Origin of the sequence: Janthinobacterium saanense, assembly GCF_014200675.1 — a bacterium.
In the GTDB taxonomy this organism is placed as follows: domain Bacteria; phylum Pseudomonadota; class Gammaproteobacteria; order Burkholderiales; family Burkholderiaceae_D; genus Janthinobacterium.
In genome coordinates this window covers 60,047-78,429 of the sequence record NZ_JACHCI010000002.1, presented here as the reverse complement: position 1 = coordinate 78,429, position 18,383 = coordinate 60,047, and the positions used below count along the sequence as shown (strand labels likewise).

Here is an 18,383-nt window from a genome sequence, read left to right as displayed (position 1 = left end):
AAGTCCATCCGTCCTGCCGGACCATGGCACAGGAAGCTTGCATGGTTCACCCCGAATTGGAACTGCATCAGCAAATCAAAGTGCTTTATAGCGACCACCATGGCTGGCTGCAGGGCTGGTTGCGCCGTAAGCTGGGCAATGCCTGCGATGCGGCCGACCTGGCGCACGATACGTATTTGCGCATCATCACGCGCGGCAGTGCGCCCCAGCCCGAAGAATCGCGCCAGCAGCTGGCGCGTATCGCCAACGGCCTGATGGTCGACCTGTTCCGGCGCCGGCATATCGAGGCGGCGTATCTGGAAGCGGTGCGCGCCATGCCGGAGACGGCCGTCCCCTCGCCGGAAATGCACGCGCTGATCATCGAAGCGCTGGTGGAAATCGATACCATCCTGGCGCGCCTGCCGGCCAAGGTGCGCGAGGCTTTTTTACTGTGCAAGGTCGAGGGATTGAACTACCGCGAAATTGCGCTGCGCCTCGACGTGTCCGTATCGTCGGTGGAAAAATACATGGTGCGCGCGCTGCTGGCCTGTTGCGCGGCGCAGGCATGACGGTCCAAGCCGACAACTCGCCACTCTCCCCCGCCATCCTGCAGCGGGCGGCCGAATGGATGGCGCGGCTATGGTCGGACGACGCCAGCGAGGCAGACGCCGCGGCCTGCGCCGAATGGCGCGCTGCCCACCCTGAACATGAACGGGCCTGGACCAGGCTGCAGCGCTTCACGCAGCAATTTGACGCCATCCCGAATGTGGTGGCGCGCGGCGCGCTGTCGACGGCCCCGCGCCGTACCGGCGTGGATCGCCGCCGTGCACTGCAGTTGCTGGGCCTGGTGATGGGGGGCGGCGGCTCTGCCTTGCTGCTGCACGAATCCGGCATATGGCAGCGCGCCAGCGCCGATTACCGCACTGCCCTGGGCGAGGTACGCGCAGTGCTGCTGGCAGACGGCACACAAGTGGTGCTCGATACAGCCAGCGCCATCGATGTGCGCTACAGCGATCGCGAACGGCGCATCGTGCTGCGCACCGGGACCATCCTGGTGACCAGCGCGCCCGATACGGCGGCCATCCACCGGCCCTTGCTGGTGCAAACCGATCAAGGCACGGCAACCGCGCTGGGCACCCGCTTCAGCGTGCGCGCTGGCGATGGTCTGAGCACGGTGGTCGTATTCCAGGGAGTGGTTGAACTATGGCCGGCACAGGCCAATATGGCCGGCGTAAGCTTGCAGGCGGGCCAGCGCGGCACGTATGGTATCCATGCCGTGCACGAAGTGGCGCTTGTGGAAGACAGCGCCGCAGCCTGGACGCAAGGCAGGCTGGTGGCCGAACGCATGCGCCTGGGCGACCTGGTGAAAGAGTTCAGCCGCTACCGCCATGGCCTGCTGCGCTGCGATGAAGACGTCGCCGATCTGCGCGTGACGGGCGTGTACTCGCTGCGCGACATCGACCGCTCGCTGGACAACCTGGCCCTGAGCCTGCCCGTGCAGCTGCGCTACCGCACGCGTTTCTGGGTCACGGTGGGTGCGCGCCCGGCTGCCTGAAAAATAAATTCAAAAAAATGTAAAAAAAGTTGAGGGTTTTCTTGTCTGGTTCGGAATACGGGAAGAACAAACACTTCTTCTTACCGTACAAAGGACACCCCATGACAGCTCGCACACTTGCGCCGACCAATTTGCGTCCATCTGCCCTCGCCCTGGCCATCCAGGCACTGTTCCTGGCTGGAGCCGCCTATGGCGCCCTGGCCTTTACGGCGCCCGGCGCCCGCGCACAAACATTGGACAGCGCCGAAGTCAAACGCCAGTACGCGATACCGGCCGGTTCGCTGGAACGTGCCCTGACCAGCTTTGCCAGCGCGGCCGGCGCGGAATTGTCGGCAGATGCTGCGCTGTTGCAGGGCAAAAGCAGTTCGGGTTTGAGCGGCAGCTACACGGTACGCCAGGGTTTTGACGCCTTGTTGCGTGGCCAAGGCTTGCGCCTGGTGGCTGGCGCGAACGGCGCGTATGCGCTGCGCACCGAAGCTGCGCCGGTGACGAATGCAGCACCTGCAACCACGTCCACCAGCGCCGCCACCCTGCCCGCCATCACGGTCAACGCCGCGCTTGAGCGCGAAACGGCCACCGGCCCCGTGCGCGGTTATGTGGCAAGGCGCAGCAATTCTGCCACCAAGACCGATACGGCGCTGAATGAAAATCCGCAATCCGTCTCGGTCGTCACGGCCGATGAGATCAGCGACCGCAATGCCGAATCGCTCGATGAAACCCTGCGCTACACGGCGGGCGTGACGCCCAACCAGCGCCCGCTGGGCAGCGACGATTCCTCGCTGCTGCGGGGATTTACCATCGAGACTACCGGTATTTTGCAAGACGGCTTGCGTAATTCAGGCCGCACCTTTGGCGCCAGTATCGAGCCGTATGGGCTGGAACGCCTGGAAGTGCTGCGCGGCCCGGCCTCGGTGCTGTATGGCCAGATCCCGCCGGGCGGCGTGGTCAACGCCGTCAGCAAGCGTCCCAGCGCAGACGCCGTGCGCGAAATCGGCCTGGAATACGGCAGCTACCAGCGCCGCCAGCTGAAAGCCGACGTGGGCGGCGCCATCGATGGACAAGGCGCCTGGACTTACCGCGTCGTTATGCTGGGCCGCGAGGCCAATACCCGGCTGGACCACGATAGCGACAACCGCCTGTATTTCGCGCCCTCACTGACCTGGAAGATCGATGCCGATACGCGTCTGACCTTGCTGGCGCGCCATGAACGCGACAACCAGCAATACGCGTTTCCCAACCAGCTGCTGGAACCGGGCCCGCGCGGCCAGGTCGACCCGCACGTCAACCTGATGGGCTACGACAACCGCTTCAAGCGCAGCAACACCATGCTGGGCTATGAGTTCGAACACAAATTCAATGACACCTGGACCTTGCACCAGAACCTGCGCTACACGCGCTTGAAAAACGAGCGCACCGACATGTTCCCGCTGGGCCTCAGCACCGACGGCATCGTGGAACGCTACTTCCGTCCGGTCGACACGGAGTCGACCAGCGTGCTGGCCGACACCCGGCTGCAAGCGCAGTTCGCCAGCGGCGCCCTGCGCCACCATGTGTTGCTGGGCATGGACTATGCGAACTTCCGCAATACCGACGACTATATTTACCAGGTCGGCTTTATCGCGCCGCTCGACCTCTACCATCCCGTATATGAAAAGCAGCTCAAGCGGCCGTCGACCAAACCCACCATCGTCTATGCACCTTCGCGCCAGCTGGGCCTGTATGCGCAAGACCAGCTGAAATGGGACCGCTGGGTAGTGACGGCGGGCCTGCGCCGCGACAAGGCCACGCAATCGCAGACCACCACCAACGTGCTGACCGGCGCGGTACGGCCCGACTACGCACTGTCGCCATCGGCCACCACCGGCCGCCTGGGCGCGGTCTACCTGTTCGACAATGGCTGGTCGCCCTATGTCAGCTATGCCACCTCGTTTTCGCCCGAACTGGGCAAGGCTATCGATGGCGGCGCCCTGCAGCCGTCGCGCGGCAAGCAGCTCGAAGCTGGCGTACGTTTTGAACCGGTGGGCCAGCGCGCCAGCTACACGGCGGCCGTGTTTGACCTGGTGCGCAACAATGTCTCCACCGCCGCCATCGGCAACCCGGGTTTCCTGCTGCAGACGGGGCAAGTCACTTCGCGCGGGCTGGAACTGGAAGCACGCACCGAGTTCGCCAGCCATCTGAGCCTGATCGCGCAATACACCTACCTGGACACGAATATCAATCGCAGCACCAATGGCGACCAGGGCTTGCAGCAGCCAGGTGCACCGCGCCATAGCGCATCGGCCTGGGCCCGGCAAGCGTTTAACGTGGCCGATGGCCTGCCCGCCTATGCGGCGCTGGGCATGCGCTTCCTGGGCGCCATGCGTTCCAATTCCGACGGCGACAACCTCAATATCCGCAATGGCGGCATCACCCAATGGGACGCGGCGCTGGGCGTGACGCGGGGGCCGTGGCAGTTTTCGCTGAACGTCAACAACCTGCTGAACAAGCAATCGCTGTATGACTGCGGCTACCTGCCCGGCCTGTGCTACCGCAATGCCGAACGCACGGCCAACGTCAGCGCCATGTACCGTTTCTGATGCCACGTCAGATGCGTCCAGCCCTGGCGGCGCTGCACCGCTACGCCGGCCTGCTGATGGCCGGCTTTTTGATCGTGGCCGGCCTGACGGGCAGCGCGCTGGCGTGGAAGGATGAACTGGAAGGCGCGCTGCTGCCGGGCGTCTTTCGCGTCACGCCGCCCGCACCGGGCGCGGTGCCGCTGGACGCCCTGCTGCTGCGCGAGCGGGTAGCGGCGCACTTTCCGCAGGCGCAGATCAGCTTCGCACCGCTGTCGGCGCCGGCCGGCCACAGCATGCAGTTTTACCTGCCCCACCGCGACGATGCACCGCTGGCCAGCGATGAAGTGTTTGTCGACCCGTACACGGGCGCGATGCTGGGCCAGCGCCGCTGGGGCGAGATCAGCCAGGGGTTGATCAACCTGCTGCCCTTTATCGAACGCCTGCATTACGCACTGGCGCTGGGCGACACGGGTTTGCTGATGTTTGGCCTGATCGCCATTTTGTGGACGATCGATTGTTTTATCGGCGCCGCCCTGACCTTCCCTGCACGACTGAAAAACTGCAGTCCAGGCGCCAAGCCCTGGTTGCAGCGCTGGCGCCCTTCCTGGCTGCTGCGCCGCCACGGCGGCAGCTACAAGCTGGTATTCGACTTGCACCGCGCAGGCGGCTTGTGGTTATGGGCCATGCTGCTGGTGTTTGCCTGGAGCGGCGTGGCCTTCAATCTGTACGATGTGTATGCGGCCGTGATGAAGCCGATCTTCCCCCATCAACCCACCGAGGAAGTGCTGGCCACGCATACGCCCACGCGCGCGCCGCAGCTGAACTGGCAGGAAGCACGCGCCCAGGGCCGCGTGCTGATGGCCGGGCTGGCAGACCAGCAGCATTTTTCCATCATCGAAGAAAACGCCCTGTCGTATGAAAGTCGCTTGGGCCTGTACAGCTACAAGGTGCGCAGCAGCCGCGACGTGCGCGAACAGAAGGGACTCACCACCGTCATCTTTGACGCGGCCAGCGGCAAGCTGGTGACCACCTGGCTGCCGACCGGCACGGCCAGCGGCGACACCTTCCGCAGCTGGATCAGCGCGCTGCATATGGCGTCGATGTGGGGCTGGCCCTTCAAGCTATTCATCTGCGCCATGGGTGTGGCGGTGACGGGACTGAGCCTGACGGGGGTGCTGGTCTGGCGCCGCAAGCGCCAGGGGCAAGCCAAGGCGGACAAGGCGCTAATTCGTTAGCATAGCTAATTAAAGTAAAGGGACCTAAAATTATTAAAAAAAATACCATTTTTTTGTAGCGACTGGTATTCTCTATCTAGGAGGAAAGAGATGCCCGCACTTGACGATAAAGTTATCCAAGATGTAACAGTCCGATTGCAGACATACCTTGCAACGAAGGTGGGATATTCAGTTCCTGTTTATTTGACTTCAGGGGGGTCGGCAGCAATCTTCCAGGTTCAAAGCCCTGCTGGACCCCGCGCATTTAAAGTATTTGACCCGAAATTTTTTGCAGGGGAGTCGGGTGACGCTGAAAGACGTCGACTCGAAGTTCAGCGCCGCCTAATAGGCCATGAATGCGCTTCTTTAGTTCAAACTTATCAAGTGGAAGAGGCCCTCGGTACCGCCTTCATGGAGATGGAGTTTGTGCCCTGGGTAGACTTAAACAAGGCGCTAGCGCAGGTTCCAGATACCGAAGTCGCTACGCTTATAAAGCAGTTGGTCGAAGCAGCTCGTTTTCTTGAGGACCAAGGTATTGTTCACCGAGACATCAAACCAGAAAACATTAAAATAGCTTCCGACTTCAAAACATTAAAACTTCTAGATTTAGGAGTTGCCCGGGACATTGAAGCACCGGAGGGAGCCGACGCCGCAGTAACCGATCATGGGAAACTTCGACCTTTTTTAGCGACAGCGCAATACAGTTCACCCGAATACCTGTTCAGGTTAGACAAACCATCTGACCGCCTATGGAAGGCATTGAATTTTTACCAAATTGGGGCTGTTTTGCATGACCTAATCATGAAAGTCCCGCTGTTCAATCAAGAAATGGAGGCCGGAAACCGATGGCTGGTAAGTAAGGCAGTTCTGACCAAAACCCCTTCATTTGCGGGTGGCGAAGTCAACCGACTCCGAGACCTAAAAGCACTTTCTGCCCGATGCTTAGTTAAAGACTTAGACCTTCGCCTTCAAATTGTTGGGTGGGATGACTTCTTACTGGAAGGCGCAAATGATGCCCTCAGTGCCTTGCGTGACCGGCTGACGAAGTGCGCAGTTAGTGTTGGCCCCCAAGCCAAAGCTGCAGCGGAAGCACGACTAGAATTTGAGCGGAATTCCTTTGCAAAGAGCTTCATGGACCGTGTCAGAACAGAGTTGATATCAGCCTGCGGGACCAGTCTGCCAATTACTATGCCCGATAGTCCCGACAAATTAACATATACATACCTATTCTCGCCACCAGAAGCAGTCACTATCCAATGTCAAGTAATGGTTGTCTGGGGAACTGAACTCCGTGCAAGAGACGCACAGCTATCGATTTCGGCAGTTGTATGCCATGGTAAAGATAACGTGAATGCGTCAATGCCTGACCCGCTTTTGACTTGTACAGTATCAATAGGTGTCAACGAGGAAATTGCCGTAGGAGCTTTGACCAGAACGATAGCAAAAGCCGTAGGTACCGGACTCGATATTATAGAGTTAGTCGACAACATCGAAAATATTCAAATACGTAGTTTGATATAAGGCATCAGTCAATGAACAATAATTGGTGGCGCTCTTTTGATGAGCTGGATAATGATCAAAAAGATTTTATTAGACTACCAGTTCAGGGCAAACATTTATTAGAAGGCCCTCCTGGCTCCGGAAAAACAAATCTTCTTCTCTTACGAGCTGAGTTTATGGCAGGGCGAGGAGATAAAAACGTACTTGTTTTAACCTATACAAAAGCTCTCAGGAATTTTATTCGGAGCGGCATAGGAACACGAGGTTTGATATCGCCCAGTCAAATTCTTACCTATCATGCTTGGGCTGCGGCGCATATATTAGAACAACTAGGACGCCGCCTGGTCACCAAGGATGGAAATTTTGATGACAGCACCCGTGTGGAGGCCATTGAATTACTAACAAAGGCAAACGAAAAATTACCATCACGAAATCTATTCAGTGCAATTTTTGTAGATGAAGCTCAAGACTTATCCGTCCAAGAGCTTGAACTATTACTTTGTCTTAGCGAACGGGTCTGCATTTGTGGCGACACCAAACAAGGAATCTATCACCGTGACGGCCTCGGTGTAGCAGACGTGCTAGGCTTACAGAAGCATACTCTCACCCGCCATTTCAGGATTGGGCATAGAATTGCGAAAGTGGCGGATAAGTTCCTGCCAGTTGCCCCAGGTCTTCCTTCCCTGCAGGCCACCTGCAACTACGACCCATCTAAGTATGGTGACGCAAGGGCAACTATTTACCCCTATACATCAAGAGATGAACAGTTTATCAAGATGATCGATACAATAAGGGTTCAGCTTGATGCATACAATGAAGAAACTATAGGGGTCTTCTGCTGTAAAAACGAATCATTGATAGAACTACGCGAGAGATTTGATGCAACAGAGTTAGCAGATGCAGTATGTGTCCATAAAACTGATGAAAGGCCTGATTTCTCCGGAAGGCATCGTATTCATGTTTTATCAATTCACTCCGCAAAGGGTACAGAATTTAGGGCCGTACATTTATATGGAATAGAAGAAATGGCAAGGCATCCATTCAATCGTAGTACATTGGCCTATACAGCAATTACTCGCGCAAAAACCGCACTCGATGCCTATTATACGGGTGAGACAAATAAGCGTCTTGAAAATGCGTTCGCAGAAGAAACTCATTTTGAACCTGAAGATTTATTTTAACAAAAAATGAATAAAAAAGAAATAATCTGGTATTCTTTTGAGCGAGATGCGGTACCGCACGCCCTTAACGGCAGCGTTGACGTACGTCTAAATGGACCTGCGCTAACCTTTGGATCTCCACGCCCAAGAGAAGGTGATATAGTTATTGGTTTTGCAGAGCGCCCAAATTATCAAAAACGTATTCCTCCACTACTTATCGTAACCAACGAATCTTCCACTATGGATGTATTCTCATGGCTCAGTACTTATGCGCCTGAAACTTTTCCATTAAGCCAGTTCGCAAGAGTTGTTTCAGACGCAGACTGGAAAATATTCAGTTTAAAAGAAAGTCAGGAATCTCCAACTTATGAATACGAAGATCGATGGGCAGCCGTCATCCTTGGAGAGCTTCTTGCTCAAGGTGAAAGCGATGCAGAGCTAGCCAGTATTCCTCTCTCTCGATCAATCGCGTGTTTTAGTATGGCTATTGCACGGACATCGCTTATTTATGCACGAGAAAACTCAGCATTTTCCACTTGTATTTCACGACTGAAAAAAATTGAACGCGATGTGCGGTTCATTCGACGGCCTGTTGCAATTTTAGAACTAACAAAAGTTTGGGAAGTTCTTCAGCAACACGAGCATCGCCGAGATGAATATAATGACTCGCTAGATGTGAGAATGCACGACGCGATATCATTAGTTCTCTATCACCAAGGAGTGTCAGAAAAGAATGTACAGATACATCTTGAAAATTATCCAGGGTTAACGCGTAATTCAATGGAAGAACGTGTATTAGCATTTCAAAAAATGATCCTGGACATAGGCCCACAGTCCACAAATGAGATTCCTGACTCCAAGAAAAATGCCCTTATTGCAGCTGGTGCCTTTTTAGTAGGACGCGGTACATCACATATTTTTTTACTAAGGCGGATTAGCAAAGTCTTTCCATCAGCGATACTTTGGTTCGGCGCAATTGCTTCAATAGCAGGGCCAAGGTGTTGGGACCAAAATTGGGCAAGGGCTGTCCGAGGTGTCGAAAAGTATTTGCGCCCTCAATTCCACTGGGCAGACCCATCCCTATCCGATTTGTGTTGGCATGAATATGAGTGGCTTTCGGCAGTCTATGGTGGAAGTAAGGTGTTCGACTCTCTTTCAAAAAATGCGCCCAACGTTATTTCCGTCGAGGTCGTACCAGGAGCCTCCTGTCAGATGAGGCTAGCGGCTTCGGTCGGAAAAGCATTGGAACAAGAAAAATTTAGCGAACGACCACTTGAAACCCAAAACGCGAGGGTTCAAGAACTTGAAGCATGGATGGCTCAAGTACTTGCAATAGCTAAGAAGGGACAAGATATTTTGCAGTCAAACAGAAGGAACCAGCAGGAACAACCTTCTATGTTTAAGGACGACCCAGTACTTTCATCAAAAGCGCCTAAAAAACGGGCAAAAGGTGGGGCCGGATTTGACCGATGAAGAATACTGGGGACTTTTCTCAAAAGCTTGGCGCAAGAAGATGAATAGGAATTACTGCCTTTATTAAGTGTCTAGAGTCGTGTGATTATGTACCCTCTCGTCACTGGCCGCTCTTCAAAGCCAGATACGTTTTGCGTACACTGTTAGACAACCTCAATCAGCAGCCTTCACATGACCCAAGCCTTGCATAGCCGCGCCCGGACCACCCACCTGATCCGGGAAGAAATCAAGAAATCCACGCTGTCCCAAGCCGAGTTGGCCAGGTTGTACAACGTCAGCCGCCAGACCATACGCAAGTGGCAGGACCGGGACAGCGTCGATGATGCGTCACATCGGCCCAATACGATGCGCACCACGCTGACACCAGAGCAAGAGCTGGTCGTCGTGGAGTTGCGCCGCACGCTGTTATTGCCCACTGATGACCTGTTGAGCGTCACCCGCGAGTTCATCAATCCGGCCGTCTCGCGTGCTGGCCTGGGCCGCTGCCTGCGCCGCCACGGCGTCTCGAGCCTGCTCGCACTGGCCGCACGGGAAGGCGACAAGCCGGTCACCAAGAAGTCGTTCAAGGACTACGAGCCCGGCTTTTTACATATGGATATCAAGTACTTGCCGCAGATGCCAGACGAAACGGAGCGCCGTTACCTGTTCGTCGCCATCGACCGCGCCACGCGCTGGGTCTTCATGGAGATCTATGCCGACCAGTCCGACAGCAGCAGCACCGACTTCCTGATCAAGCTTAACAAAGCCTGCCCGGTCGCCATCGTCAAGCTGCTCACCGACAATGGTAGCCAGTTCACCGACCGCTTTACCAGTAAGCAGAAAGACCCGGAAACGGGCGACCGGATTCCCAGCGGCAAGCATGCATTTGACGTGCTGTGCAAGCAGCTGGCGATCGAGCACCGCCTGATTCCGCCACGCCATCCGCAGACCAACGGCATGGTCGAACGCTTCAATGGCCGCATCAGCGAGATCGTCAACCAGACCCGTTTCGCTTCCAGGGCCGAACTTGAATCGACGCTGCGCAATTACCTCAAAATCTATAACCACAACATTCCACAACGCGCTTTGAATAACGAAACGCCGGTGCAGGCGATGAAGAAATGGCAGGCGGAAAAGCCGGAATTATTCGTTAAACGCGTTTATAACCAAGCGGGTCTTGACAATTAAGTGGTCTGTTTTCCAATCTTGTAGATGCCGCCTACCCATCTTAAAAAGCATACCCCACGGTCAAACGCACCGACCTCGGTTCGACCGGATGAAAATGCCGGTCGTTCACGCCATCGTCCGCTTCGCCGGGCAGGCGCGAGGCGTAGTAATAATCGATGTCGCTGGCCTGCTTGTCGAACAAATTAAAAACGTCGAGCGAGATGCGCGTCTTGCGGTTGAGCTGGTAGCCCACGCGCGCATACGCCAGGGTGGTCGAGGCCGAGCGCACGGAGTTGTCTTCGATCAGCGGACGCGGACCGAAGTAGCGCAGCTGGAAGGCGCCCGACCATGGCCCCTGGTCGCTCACCGTCACGCCAAACGAAGCCACCTTGTCGATGGAACCAGGGATATAGTTACCGACCGGGTCGTCCTGCGTATAGCGGGAACGCGAGGCGGCCAGGTCCAGGTCGAACAGCAGCCAGGGCGCGGCAATATAATGGTTATTCCACTCGATGCCGTGGCGGCGGCTGGCGCGGCTCGGTTCCGTCTCCCCGGCGTCACCCACGAACAGCAGTTCCGACGCGATATCGAGGCGCCACAGGGCCAGCGAACTTTGCAAGCCCGGCAGCCATTCCGTGCGCGCCCCCAGTTCCATGCCCTTGGTGGGCACCAGCGGCGTGACGGGTGTCGAAACGCCGCCGTCCGGCAAGCGCGTTTGCGTGGTGCCGCGCGCGTCATTGCTGTGAAAGCCCTTGCCATAGTTGGCAAACAACTCGGTCTTGCTCCAGGGACCGAAGATCAGGGACAGCTTGGGCGAGGCCACATGGTCGCTGGCCGCGCCGCTATTGCCGTCTATGCTGCTGTTCACATTGAAACGGTAAGCGTCATACCGCACGCCCGCCACCGAACGCAGCCACGGCAGCCATTGCACGGTGTTTTCACCATACAGGCCCAGGCTGCCCTCGCGCACCGCATCTTCGCGCACCGTGCTTTGCCGCACGCGGTCAAGCGTGTCGTACAGGCCCACCGGCGAGAGCCAGTCATAACGGCCTTGCAGGCCCAGCTTGTTGCGCATGGGCAGGCCCGCCAATTGCGTGTTCCAGCTTTCACTGGCGTTGAAACCGGCCACCGTGCGCCGTTCGCTTTGCTGGAACTGGTCGCCCTGCTCGGGATTATTCAGGAAATACGTGAAGTCGCTGTACAGGTCCAGCCGCGAACGGATTACATAGGCGTCGAATTCAAACAGGCGGTTGTCGCTGCGCTTGCGCATGGCGTAGGACAGGCTGTAGCGCGCCGTATTGCCGCCATCGCTGGGGTCGAGCGCGCCAAAGCGGCCGATCAGGCCGGCGTCTACCGCGCGCTGCGGGATCTGGTCGGTGGAATTCCAGCTGTTTTGATACGCCATGGCGGTCACGCTGTAGCCATCATCCTGCGTGCCCTGGCTGTAGCGCAGCACCCCGCTGTATTTTCTGACGTGTTCCGGACTATCCCAGGGGCCATTGTTGCGGTTTACTTCCAGGCCGTACAGCAAGGTGCCTGGCCCCGCATCGACGGAATCGGCCACCACGCCCCGCAGGTAGCCATGCTGGCCGACGGAGATGCTGGCCTGCCCTTGCGCCAGTTTGTCGGCCAGGCGGATATGGGCGCTGCCGGCCGAGGCGAAATCGCCTTCGCTGGCAAAATACGGTCCCTTCTTGTAATCGATGCGCTGCACCAGTTCAGGGATCAGGAAATTGAGGTCGGAATAGCCTTGCCCATGTGCATGCGTGCGCATGTTGACGGGCATGCCGTCGACATAGGTGGCGAAGTCGGTGCCATGGTCGAGATTAAAGCCGCGCAGGAAATACTGGTTGGCCTTGCCGTCGCCGCTATGCTGGGTGACGATCAGTCCCGGCACGAATTCCAGCAATTCACCGGTGCGCAAGGCAGGCCGGTTGACAATCAGATCAGTAGTAATGACGCCCTGGCTGGCCGCATCCGAGGTGCCGACGGCGTTGTCATAGTGGCCAGTGACCCTGACCGTGCGCCCCTCATCTTCTAGCTCGGCTGCAGCATCAGAGGCCATGGCCAGCAGGGCCAGGCTTAAAGCTGCCGCCAGTTTGCTTTTTATCAATCGCATCGCATCCCCAGTTTTTATGATGAAAGCAGCCACCCCAACTATATACGCAGTCCGGTCTTTTCCGGATTCAATATTGTCAGCAAATTCAGGAGCTTTTGTGAACACCAACAACAAGATCGGCGGGCAAGACAGCACTCCCCGCAAAAAAGACGTGCTGCCGCTGATACTGCTATCGATCTTGCTAGCGGGAATCGTTGCCGTGATCGCCGGCGCCGCGCTGGCGCCGCAATACCGGGCCGTGCCCGCCCTGTTGTGGAGCCTGGGTTTTTGCGTCAGCGGCATGTTGCTGGGATTTTTATTCGGCATACCGCGCACCCTGCCGTCGGGCACGGTCAATGTCGCGCCGCCCGAAACGCGGGCCAGCGACGGCGCTCCTGCCAGCAGCACTGGCCCGGGCAATAGCAGCAATACGATGTTCCTCGGCACGCCGACGCCGATGGAAATCAATTCCAACCTGGTGGAAGTGTCGGACTGGCTGACCAAGATCATCGTCGGCGTGGGCTTGATCGAACTCAAGTCGCTGCCGGCCACGGCCCGCAGTATCGCGGCCTTCATCGCGCCCAGCCTGGGCGTCGATGCGCCTACCGGCATGGCCGTGGTGGGCGGCATCATGCTGTTTTTTTCCGTGCATGGCTTCCTGATCGGCTATCTGCTGACGCGCATCTACCTGTCCATCATCATCAAGCGGGCCGATAGCATCGTCAAGAATGCGTCGGTACGCCTGGAAAGCGGCAAGGAAATCGACGTCGCAGAACTGAGCCGTTTGCAGCAGAAATCGCTAGACGACTTGCAGGAAGCGGTGACGCGGCTGCTGGTGGCGCCGCCGCCAGGTGGCGCGGACGCCGTGTCCGCCATGGCCAGCTTGCCTGCAGCGGTCAAGCCGCTGAACAATCTGCTATGGGTGGACGACCATCCGAGTAAGAACACCTTGCTGGTGGAGCAGCTGGAAAGGGACAATATCAAGGTCGACCAGGCCGTGGCGAGCCGGCAGGCGCTGGCCATGCTGCAAAAGAAAGCCTATGACCTGATGATCACGGACATGGCGCGCCTGGAAAATGGCAGCGCCGTCAAAGATGCCGGCGTGCACACGGTACGCGAGGCACGCCAGCTCAAGCCTGAGCTGCCTGTCATCATCTATTGCAACAAGGACACGGCTGCCCTCTACAGCACGGAGGCGGCGGCGGCCGGCGCGCGCTTCATCACCACCTCGGGCACCAGCTTATTGGCCGCCATCAACAAGCTGCTGCGCACCGAACCCTGATACGGCTACAGCTTCTCCATCTTTTGCCGCACGGCCGGCGCCGTGGCCGACGTGGGCGCCAGTTCCAGATAGGTCTGGTAAGCCGCCCTGGCCTTGGCCGCATCGCCCGCCCTGGCGTGGGCATCGCCCAGGTTCAGATAGGCAATCGCGCGCGACGGGTCCATCTTGACGGTGTTTTCAAACCAGCGGGCCGCTTCGCGGTACTTTTCCTGCTTGTAAAAAACAAAGCCCAGGTTATTGGCCGCCAGTGCAAAGTCAGGCCGCAGTTTCAGCGCTTCCGTAAATTGCGCTTCCGCTTGTGCATACTGCTTTTCCTTGTACAGCTGCAAGCCCCGGTCGTTGGCCCTTTGCGCCAGCTGGCGCGCCGAGGTCGGCACGGCGCTTGGGGTGACGATCTTTTGCTCGCCGCCCTGCAAATCCTTGACCGTCACGCTGGCTGCCGCCGGTTTGGCGTCCAGCTTGCTGTTCAGGGCAATCGCTTCCGTCGACAGCTGCATCGTGTTCGGGCTGAGGAATTCCGTTTCAGCCGGCAATTCAAACACGAAGTCGCCCCCTTCCGAACCGGGCAGACTGCCAAAGGCCGGTGTCTGGTTCGATACGCTGGACACCGCCGGCGCCACATAGGCCGCCAGTTCGGTGGCCGTGATCAAGCCGTCGCCATTCAGGTCCGCCTTGCCAGCCAGGCCTTGCAGCAAGGTCCAGGTAAACACCGAATGGCCATTCGGGCCGCCATCGGCCACCAGCTGGTCGCCGCCGCCCGCCGTCAGCATTTGCCGGCCGATGCGCTTGGCGTTATCGCGCAAAAAGTTGCTGGAACCGGCGCCGCGCGTCAGGCCCAGGCCGCTGTAACAGGCATCCATCACAAAAAAGGCATGCTTGGCCGTCAGGCTTTCGGCGATATTCTGGATTTCCGTCATCGGTATCGCATCCGTGGCGAACTGCGCCGGGTCGGAATCGACCGGCACGATATAGCCAAGGTCGCGCCCCGAACTGAGTTTGCGCGTGGCGCCGTGGCCGGCAAAAAAGACGAAGATGCGGTCATTACGCTGCACGCCGCCATGGGCCAGCTTGTCGTGGAAGGCCGCCAAAATATTATTGCGCGTCGCTTCCGCGTTTTTCAGGGTCACCACGCGCTCGGCTGCGAAGCCGAACTTGTCGATCAGGGTTTCACGCACGCTCTGGGCGTCGCGCACCGCATATTGCAGCTTGGGCCACCTGGCGTAATCATCGATGCCGATCACCACCGCCCAGGAATTGGCGTAACCGGTGCTGACAGGCACTTTTTCAGCTGCAGGCGCCGTGCTTTTCGCCACCTGGAAACTGCTGCCGTCCCAAGCCGCGAATTGATAGCCTTCCGCCACCAGGCGATCGAGCACGGCCGGCAAGGCTTTTACCGTGCGCTCATGGATGTCGTGGAACAGGATGATGCCGCGCCCTGCCTTGTCGACGGACGCCAGCACCCGGTTCGTGATGGAGCTGGGCACGGGATCGGCCCAGTCCAGCGAATCGATATTCCACATCACCGATTTCAGGTGGGCATTGGCCAGCGCGGCCATGCCTTCGCTATTGCGCGCGCCATAGGGGAAGCGGAACAGCGCGGCGCGGTCCGGGCTGATGGCTTTTAATAAAGTATCGGTGCCGAGGATTTCGCCCTTCAGCTTGTCGCCCGTTTCCTTGGATAATTGTGCATGACTGAAACTATGGTTGCCCACGGCATAACCTTCGGCCATCAGCTTGCGGGAGACTTCCGCGTTGGCGCCCAGCTTGGCATGGCCTTCGGCATCCAGCGTTCCCAGGTTGCGGCCCACGTTGAAGAACACGGCCGGCACGCCATATTGCTTCAGGATCGCGCTGATTTCTTCCGTGTAGCGGCGGTGCGGGCCGTCGTCAAAGCTCAGTACGATGGTTTTCTTCGGCAAGCCCAGGCCGAAGATTTCCGCTTCGTCCTTCTTCACCTCTGGCTTAGCATCAGGAACGGCGCCGCCCGGTGGCACGGCATAAGGCACGACGACGCCGTTTTCCTTGAGTATCTGCTCGCGGTTATACAGTTTTTTCAGGTGGACCACATAATCGTCCCAGCGCTCGCGCTTGAGTTCGATGGCGCGCTGGCCCAGGTTGCCGAAGATCTGGCGGATTTCCTTTTCATAATTGCGCTCGATCTCGCCCAGTGCATCGAGGTCTTCCGAAATGCGCTTGTGCACCTTGATCGCCGGCAAGGAGCTATCCCTGGCCACGTCGGCCAGCATGCTTTGCAGCAGCTCGCGGAAGGCCAGCCGGTCGGCATCGTACAGGCCGGGATCGGATTCGATATACGTCAGCAAACCGTCGAGCGCCTCGAAGCGGCCCGGATTGCCGGACGCCGTCAACTGGTCCAGCATGGCGTCCAGCTTGGTCATGCGTTCCTGGTTTTCATGGAACAGGCTTTGCCCCACTTTGCGCGCCTCGTCGCGGGCGCCGTCCGGCAGCGCTTGCTCATCGGCCAGCAAGACGATGATCTTGCGGAAATTGGCCAGCAAATCGCGCAATTGCGCCGAAATGGCAACCGCATCCACGGCGCCTTGCGGCGTTGCGGCAGGAGCGCCGGCATGGGAGGCGGTCGCGGCAGGACGCATGAACGTGTAGATGCCGGCACCGGCGGCCAGCGCCACGATCACGGTGGCGGCTATCTTGATCGGCTTGGAAGTCACAGGCTAGTCATTCCCTTCACATACTATTGAGCAAATTAATGTAGTGCAAACGCACAAGGCCCGTTATTGTAGAACACGCTTGGCAATTTGATCAGCCCGCTCTGATGGAAGTAGCAATATAATAGAAGATGTGTGTAAAGAAACATATGCCGCACTGCAACACCAACACTCTGGGACAGGACAGTCGATGAAAAAGAAACTTTGCGCAGGCGCGCTGATGCTGGGCATGGCGCTGATGCTGCTGCAACTGCGCGCGCATGCCGGTGACGGGGTAGCGTTTGCGTCGGCATCGGCTACCACCTGGGATGAAGAAGACTAAGGAAGAAAATGCTTGCGCAGCCCCTGCCAGCATTCAAAATAATCGGTTTGCAGCAAGCCGCCATCGAGCGCAAACGGCGTAGGCCTGATCATGCTGCGCGTTTCAAACATGAAGGCCATGGTGTCGCCCACTTTCAGCGGCGTGGCCGTATCGCTGTGCGAGGCTTTTTCAAACGTTTGTGCATCGGGGCCGTGGCCCGACATGCAATTGTGCAGGCTGGCGCCGCCCGGCACGAAGCCGGCCGCCTTGGCGTCATACACACCATGGATCAGGCCCATGAATTCGCTGGCCACGTTGCGGTGAAACCAGGGCGGACGGAAAGTGTGCTCGGCGGCCAGCCAGCGTGGCGGAAATATCGCAAAGTCGATCGCACCGAGCTGCGGGTTGTCGCTGGGCGCCTGCAATACCAGGAAAATCGATGGGTCGGGATGGTCATAGCTGATCGAGCCTATGGTATTGAAGCGGCGCAAATCGTATTTATACGGCGCATAATTGCCATGCCAGGCCACCACGTCCAGCGGTGAGTGATCGAGCACCGTGCGCCACAGATGGCCGCCAAACTTGGCGATCAGTTCACACTCGCCGTCGACATCTTCATAGGCCGCATGGGGCGTGAGAAAATCGCGCGCATTGGCCAGGCCGTTCGATCCGATCGGTCCCAGCTCAGGCAGGCGGAAAGCGGCGCCAAAGTTCTCGCAGATATAACCGCGCGCCTGGCCGTCCGGCAGGCTGACGCGAAAGCGCATGCCGCGCGGGATGACGGCGATTTCCTGCGGTTCGACTTCGATCAATCCCAGCTCGGTAAAAATGGACAGCCTGCCCTGCTGCGGCACGATCAGCCACTCGCCATCGGCCGAATAAAAACAGCGCTGCATAGCCCGGTTGGCTGCATACAGGTGTATCGCGCAGCCGCTCATCGCCTCGGCGCTGCCATTGCCCGCCATCGTCACCAGGCCATCGATGAAATCCGTTTCAATCTGCAGCGGCGGCAGCGGCAAAGGATTCCAGCGCAGCTGGTTGGGCGGCGTCGGTGGCATGGCATGAAAATCGCTGACGATGCGGGTATTTTCCAAGGGGGTGAACGGCCGGTGCTGGCTGGCGGGCCGGATGCGGTACAGCCAGGAGCGCCGGTTTTGCGCACGCGGCGCCGTGAAGGCCGTGCCCGACAACTGTTCCGCATACAGCCCGAAAGGCGCGCGCTGCGGCGCATTCTGCCCTTGCGGCAAGGCGCCAGGGATGGCCTCGGTGGCAAACTCGTTGCCAAAACCGCTTTGATAGCGCGCCGCGGTCGTGCTGCTACCCTGTCGCTGATGATGCATGCTGTCTCCTCCATGAACTTTTTCGCTCATGATACGCCGCTTTTCAATCGGGAGAACAGACGTAAAAACGGCGGCGCCCCAGCAGGGACGCCGCCG

General features: G+C 58.1%; 13 protein-coding genes. 10 read left to right on the top strand and 3 right to left on the bottom strand.

Translation table 11 applies throughout. The features are described from left to right. Nucleotides 1-41 precede the first annotated feature (41 nt). The 8 genes from HDE72_RS03065 to HDE72_RS03030 all read left to right on the top strand — a co-directional run bounded on the left by HDE72_RS03065 (nt 42) and on the right by HDE72_RS03030 (nt 10,603). A complete protein-coding gene (locus HDE72_RS03065) occupies nt 42-548 on the top strand; it encodes a sigma-70 family RNA polymerase sigma factor (RefSeq protein WP_183737268.1) in 507 nt (168 codons plus the stop codon). After that, nucleotides 545-1,534 carry a FecR domain-containing protein gene (locus HDE72_RS03060; RefSeq protein ID WP_183737267.1) on the top strand — a complete coding sequence of 330 codons (990 nt, stop codon included), beginning with the start codon at nt 545-547 and terminating at the stop codon, nt 1,532-1,534. Before HDE72_RS03065 ends, HDE72_RS03060 begins: the two co-directional genes overlap by 4 nt. 101 nt (nt 1,535-1,635) lie before the next feature. Then, entirely contained in the window at nt 1,636-4,110 is a 2,475-nt protein-coding gene (locus HDE72_RS03055; protein ID WP_183737266.1) for a TonB-dependent siderophore receptor, read from the top strand. Nucleotides 4,111-4,121: 11 nt separating this feature from the next. Beyond that, nucleotides 4,122-5,324, top strand: coding sequence for a PepSY-associated TM helix domain-containing protein (locus HDE72_RS03050; RefSeq protein ID WP_183737265.1), 1,203 nt, complete (start codon nt 4,122-4,124; stop codon nt 5,322-5,324). 90 nt (nt 5,325-5,414) lie between these two features. Continuing rightward, complete coding sequence (locus HDE72_RS03045) at nt 5,415-6,824, top strand: protein kinase domain-containing protein (RefSeq protein ID WP_183737264.1); 1,410 nt, start codon at nt 5,415-5,417, stop codon at nt 6,822-6,824. A gap of 11 nt (nt 6,825-6,835) precedes the next feature. Then, on the top strand, nt 6,836-7,984 hold the full coding sequence (locus HDE72_RS03040; RefSeq protein WP_183737263.1) for a UvrD-helicase domain-containing protein: 1,149 nt from the start codon (nt 6,836-6,838) through the stop codon (nt 7,982-7,984). Between the two features lie 6 nt (nt 7,985-7,990). After that, a complete protein-coding gene (locus HDE72_RS03035) occupies nt 7,991-9,436 on the top strand; it encodes a hypothetical protein (RefSeq protein WP_183737262.1) in 1,446 nt (481 codons plus the stop codon). A 171-nt stretch (nt 9,437-9,607) separates the two neighbouring features. After that, nucleotides 9,608-10,603 (top strand): IS481 family transposase, encoded by a 996-nt coding sequence (locus tag HDE72_RS03030; protein WP_183737261.1) that lies wholly within the window; start codon nt 9,608-9,610, stop codon nt 10,601-10,603. Between the two features lie 40 nt (nt 10,604-10,643). Here the strand turns inward: HDE72_RS03030 and HDE72_RS03025 are convergent, their stop codons facing one another. Then, on the bottom strand, nt 10,644-12,701 hold the full coding sequence (locus HDE72_RS03025; protein WP_183737260.1) for a TonB-dependent receptor: 2,058 nt from the start codon (nt 12,699-12,701) through the stop codon (nt 10,644-10,646). A 97-nt stretch (nt 12,702-12,798) separates the two neighbouring features. On the opposite strand from HDE72_RS03025, the gene HDE72_RS27930 reads away from it, so the two are divergent. Then, entirely contained in the window at nt 12,799-13,962 is a 1,164-nt protein-coding gene (locus HDE72_RS27930; RefSeq protein ID WP_183737259.1) for a response regulator, read from the top strand. A gap of 5 nt (nt 13,963-13,967) precedes the next feature. On the opposite strand, the gene HDE72_RS03015 is transcribed toward HDE72_RS27930, so the two are convergent. Continuing rightward, complete coding sequence (locus HDE72_RS03015) at nt 13,968-16,649, bottom strand: polysaccharide deacetylase family protein (protein ID WP_183737258.1); 2,682 nt, start codon at nt 16,647-16,649, stop codon at nt 13,968-13,970. 187 nt (nt 16,650-16,836) lie between these two features. Here HDE72_RS03015 and HDE72_RS27655 point away from each other — a divergent pair, with 187 nt between their 5' ends. Next, nucleotides 16,837-16,968 (top strand): hypothetical protein, encoded by a 132-nt coding sequence (locus tag HDE72_RS27655; protein WP_260176406.1) that lies wholly within the window; start codon nt 16,837-16,839, stop codon nt 16,966-16,968. Here HDE72_RS27655 and hmgA read toward each other — a convergent pair. Then, entirely contained in the window at nt 16,965-18,287 is a 1,323-nt protein-coding gene (gene hmgA, locus HDE72_RS03010; protein ID WP_183737257.1) for a homogentisate 1,2-dioxygenase, read from the bottom strand. The genes HDE72_RS27655 and hmgA overlap by 4 nt on opposite strands. Nucleotides 18,288-18,383 lie beyond the last annotated feature (96 nt).

Coding starts and splice junctions, on each gene's coding strand:
- HDE72_RS03065 (WP_183737268.1), top strand. CDS start 42: ATGGTTCACCCCGAATTGGAACTGCATCAGCAAATCAAAGTGCTTTAT.
- HDE72_RS03060 (WP_183737267.1), top strand. CDS start 545: ATGACGGTCCAAGCCGACAACTCGCCACTCTCCCCCGCCATCCTGCAG.
- HDE72_RS03055 (WP_183737266.1), top strand. CDS start 1,636: ATGACAGCTCGCACACTTGCGCCGACCAATTTGCGTCCATCTGCCCTC.
- HDE72_RS03050 (WP_183737265.1), top strand. CDS start 4,122: ATGCGTCCAGCCCTGGCGGCGCTGCACCGCTACGCCGGCCTGCTGATG.
- HDE72_RS03045 (WP_183737264.1), top strand. CDS start 5,415: ATGCCCGCACTTGACGATAAAGTTATCCAAGATGTAACAGTCCGATTG.
- HDE72_RS03040 (WP_183737263.1), top strand. CDS start 6,836: ATGAACAATAATTGGTGGCGCTCTTTTGATGAGCTGGATAATGATCAA.
- HDE72_RS03035 (WP_183737262.1), top strand. CDS start 7,991: ATGAATAAAAAAGAAATAATCTGGTATTCTTTTGAGCGAGATGCGGTA.
- HDE72_RS03030 (WP_183737261.1), top strand. CDS start 9,608: ATGACCCAAGCCTTGCATAGCCGCGCCCGGACCACCCACCTGATCCGG.
- HDE72_RS03025 (WP_183737260.1), bottom strand. CDS start 12,701: ATGCGATTGATAAAAAGCAAACTGGCGGCAGCTTTAAGCCTGGCCCTG.
- HDE72_RS27655 (WP_260176406.1), top strand. CDS start 16,837: ATGAAAAAGAAACTTTGCGCAGGCGCGCTGATGCTGGGCATGGCGCTG.
- hmgA (WP_183737257.1), bottom strand. CDS start 18,287: ATGCATCATCAGCGACAGGGTAGCAGCACGACCGCGGCGCGCTATCAA.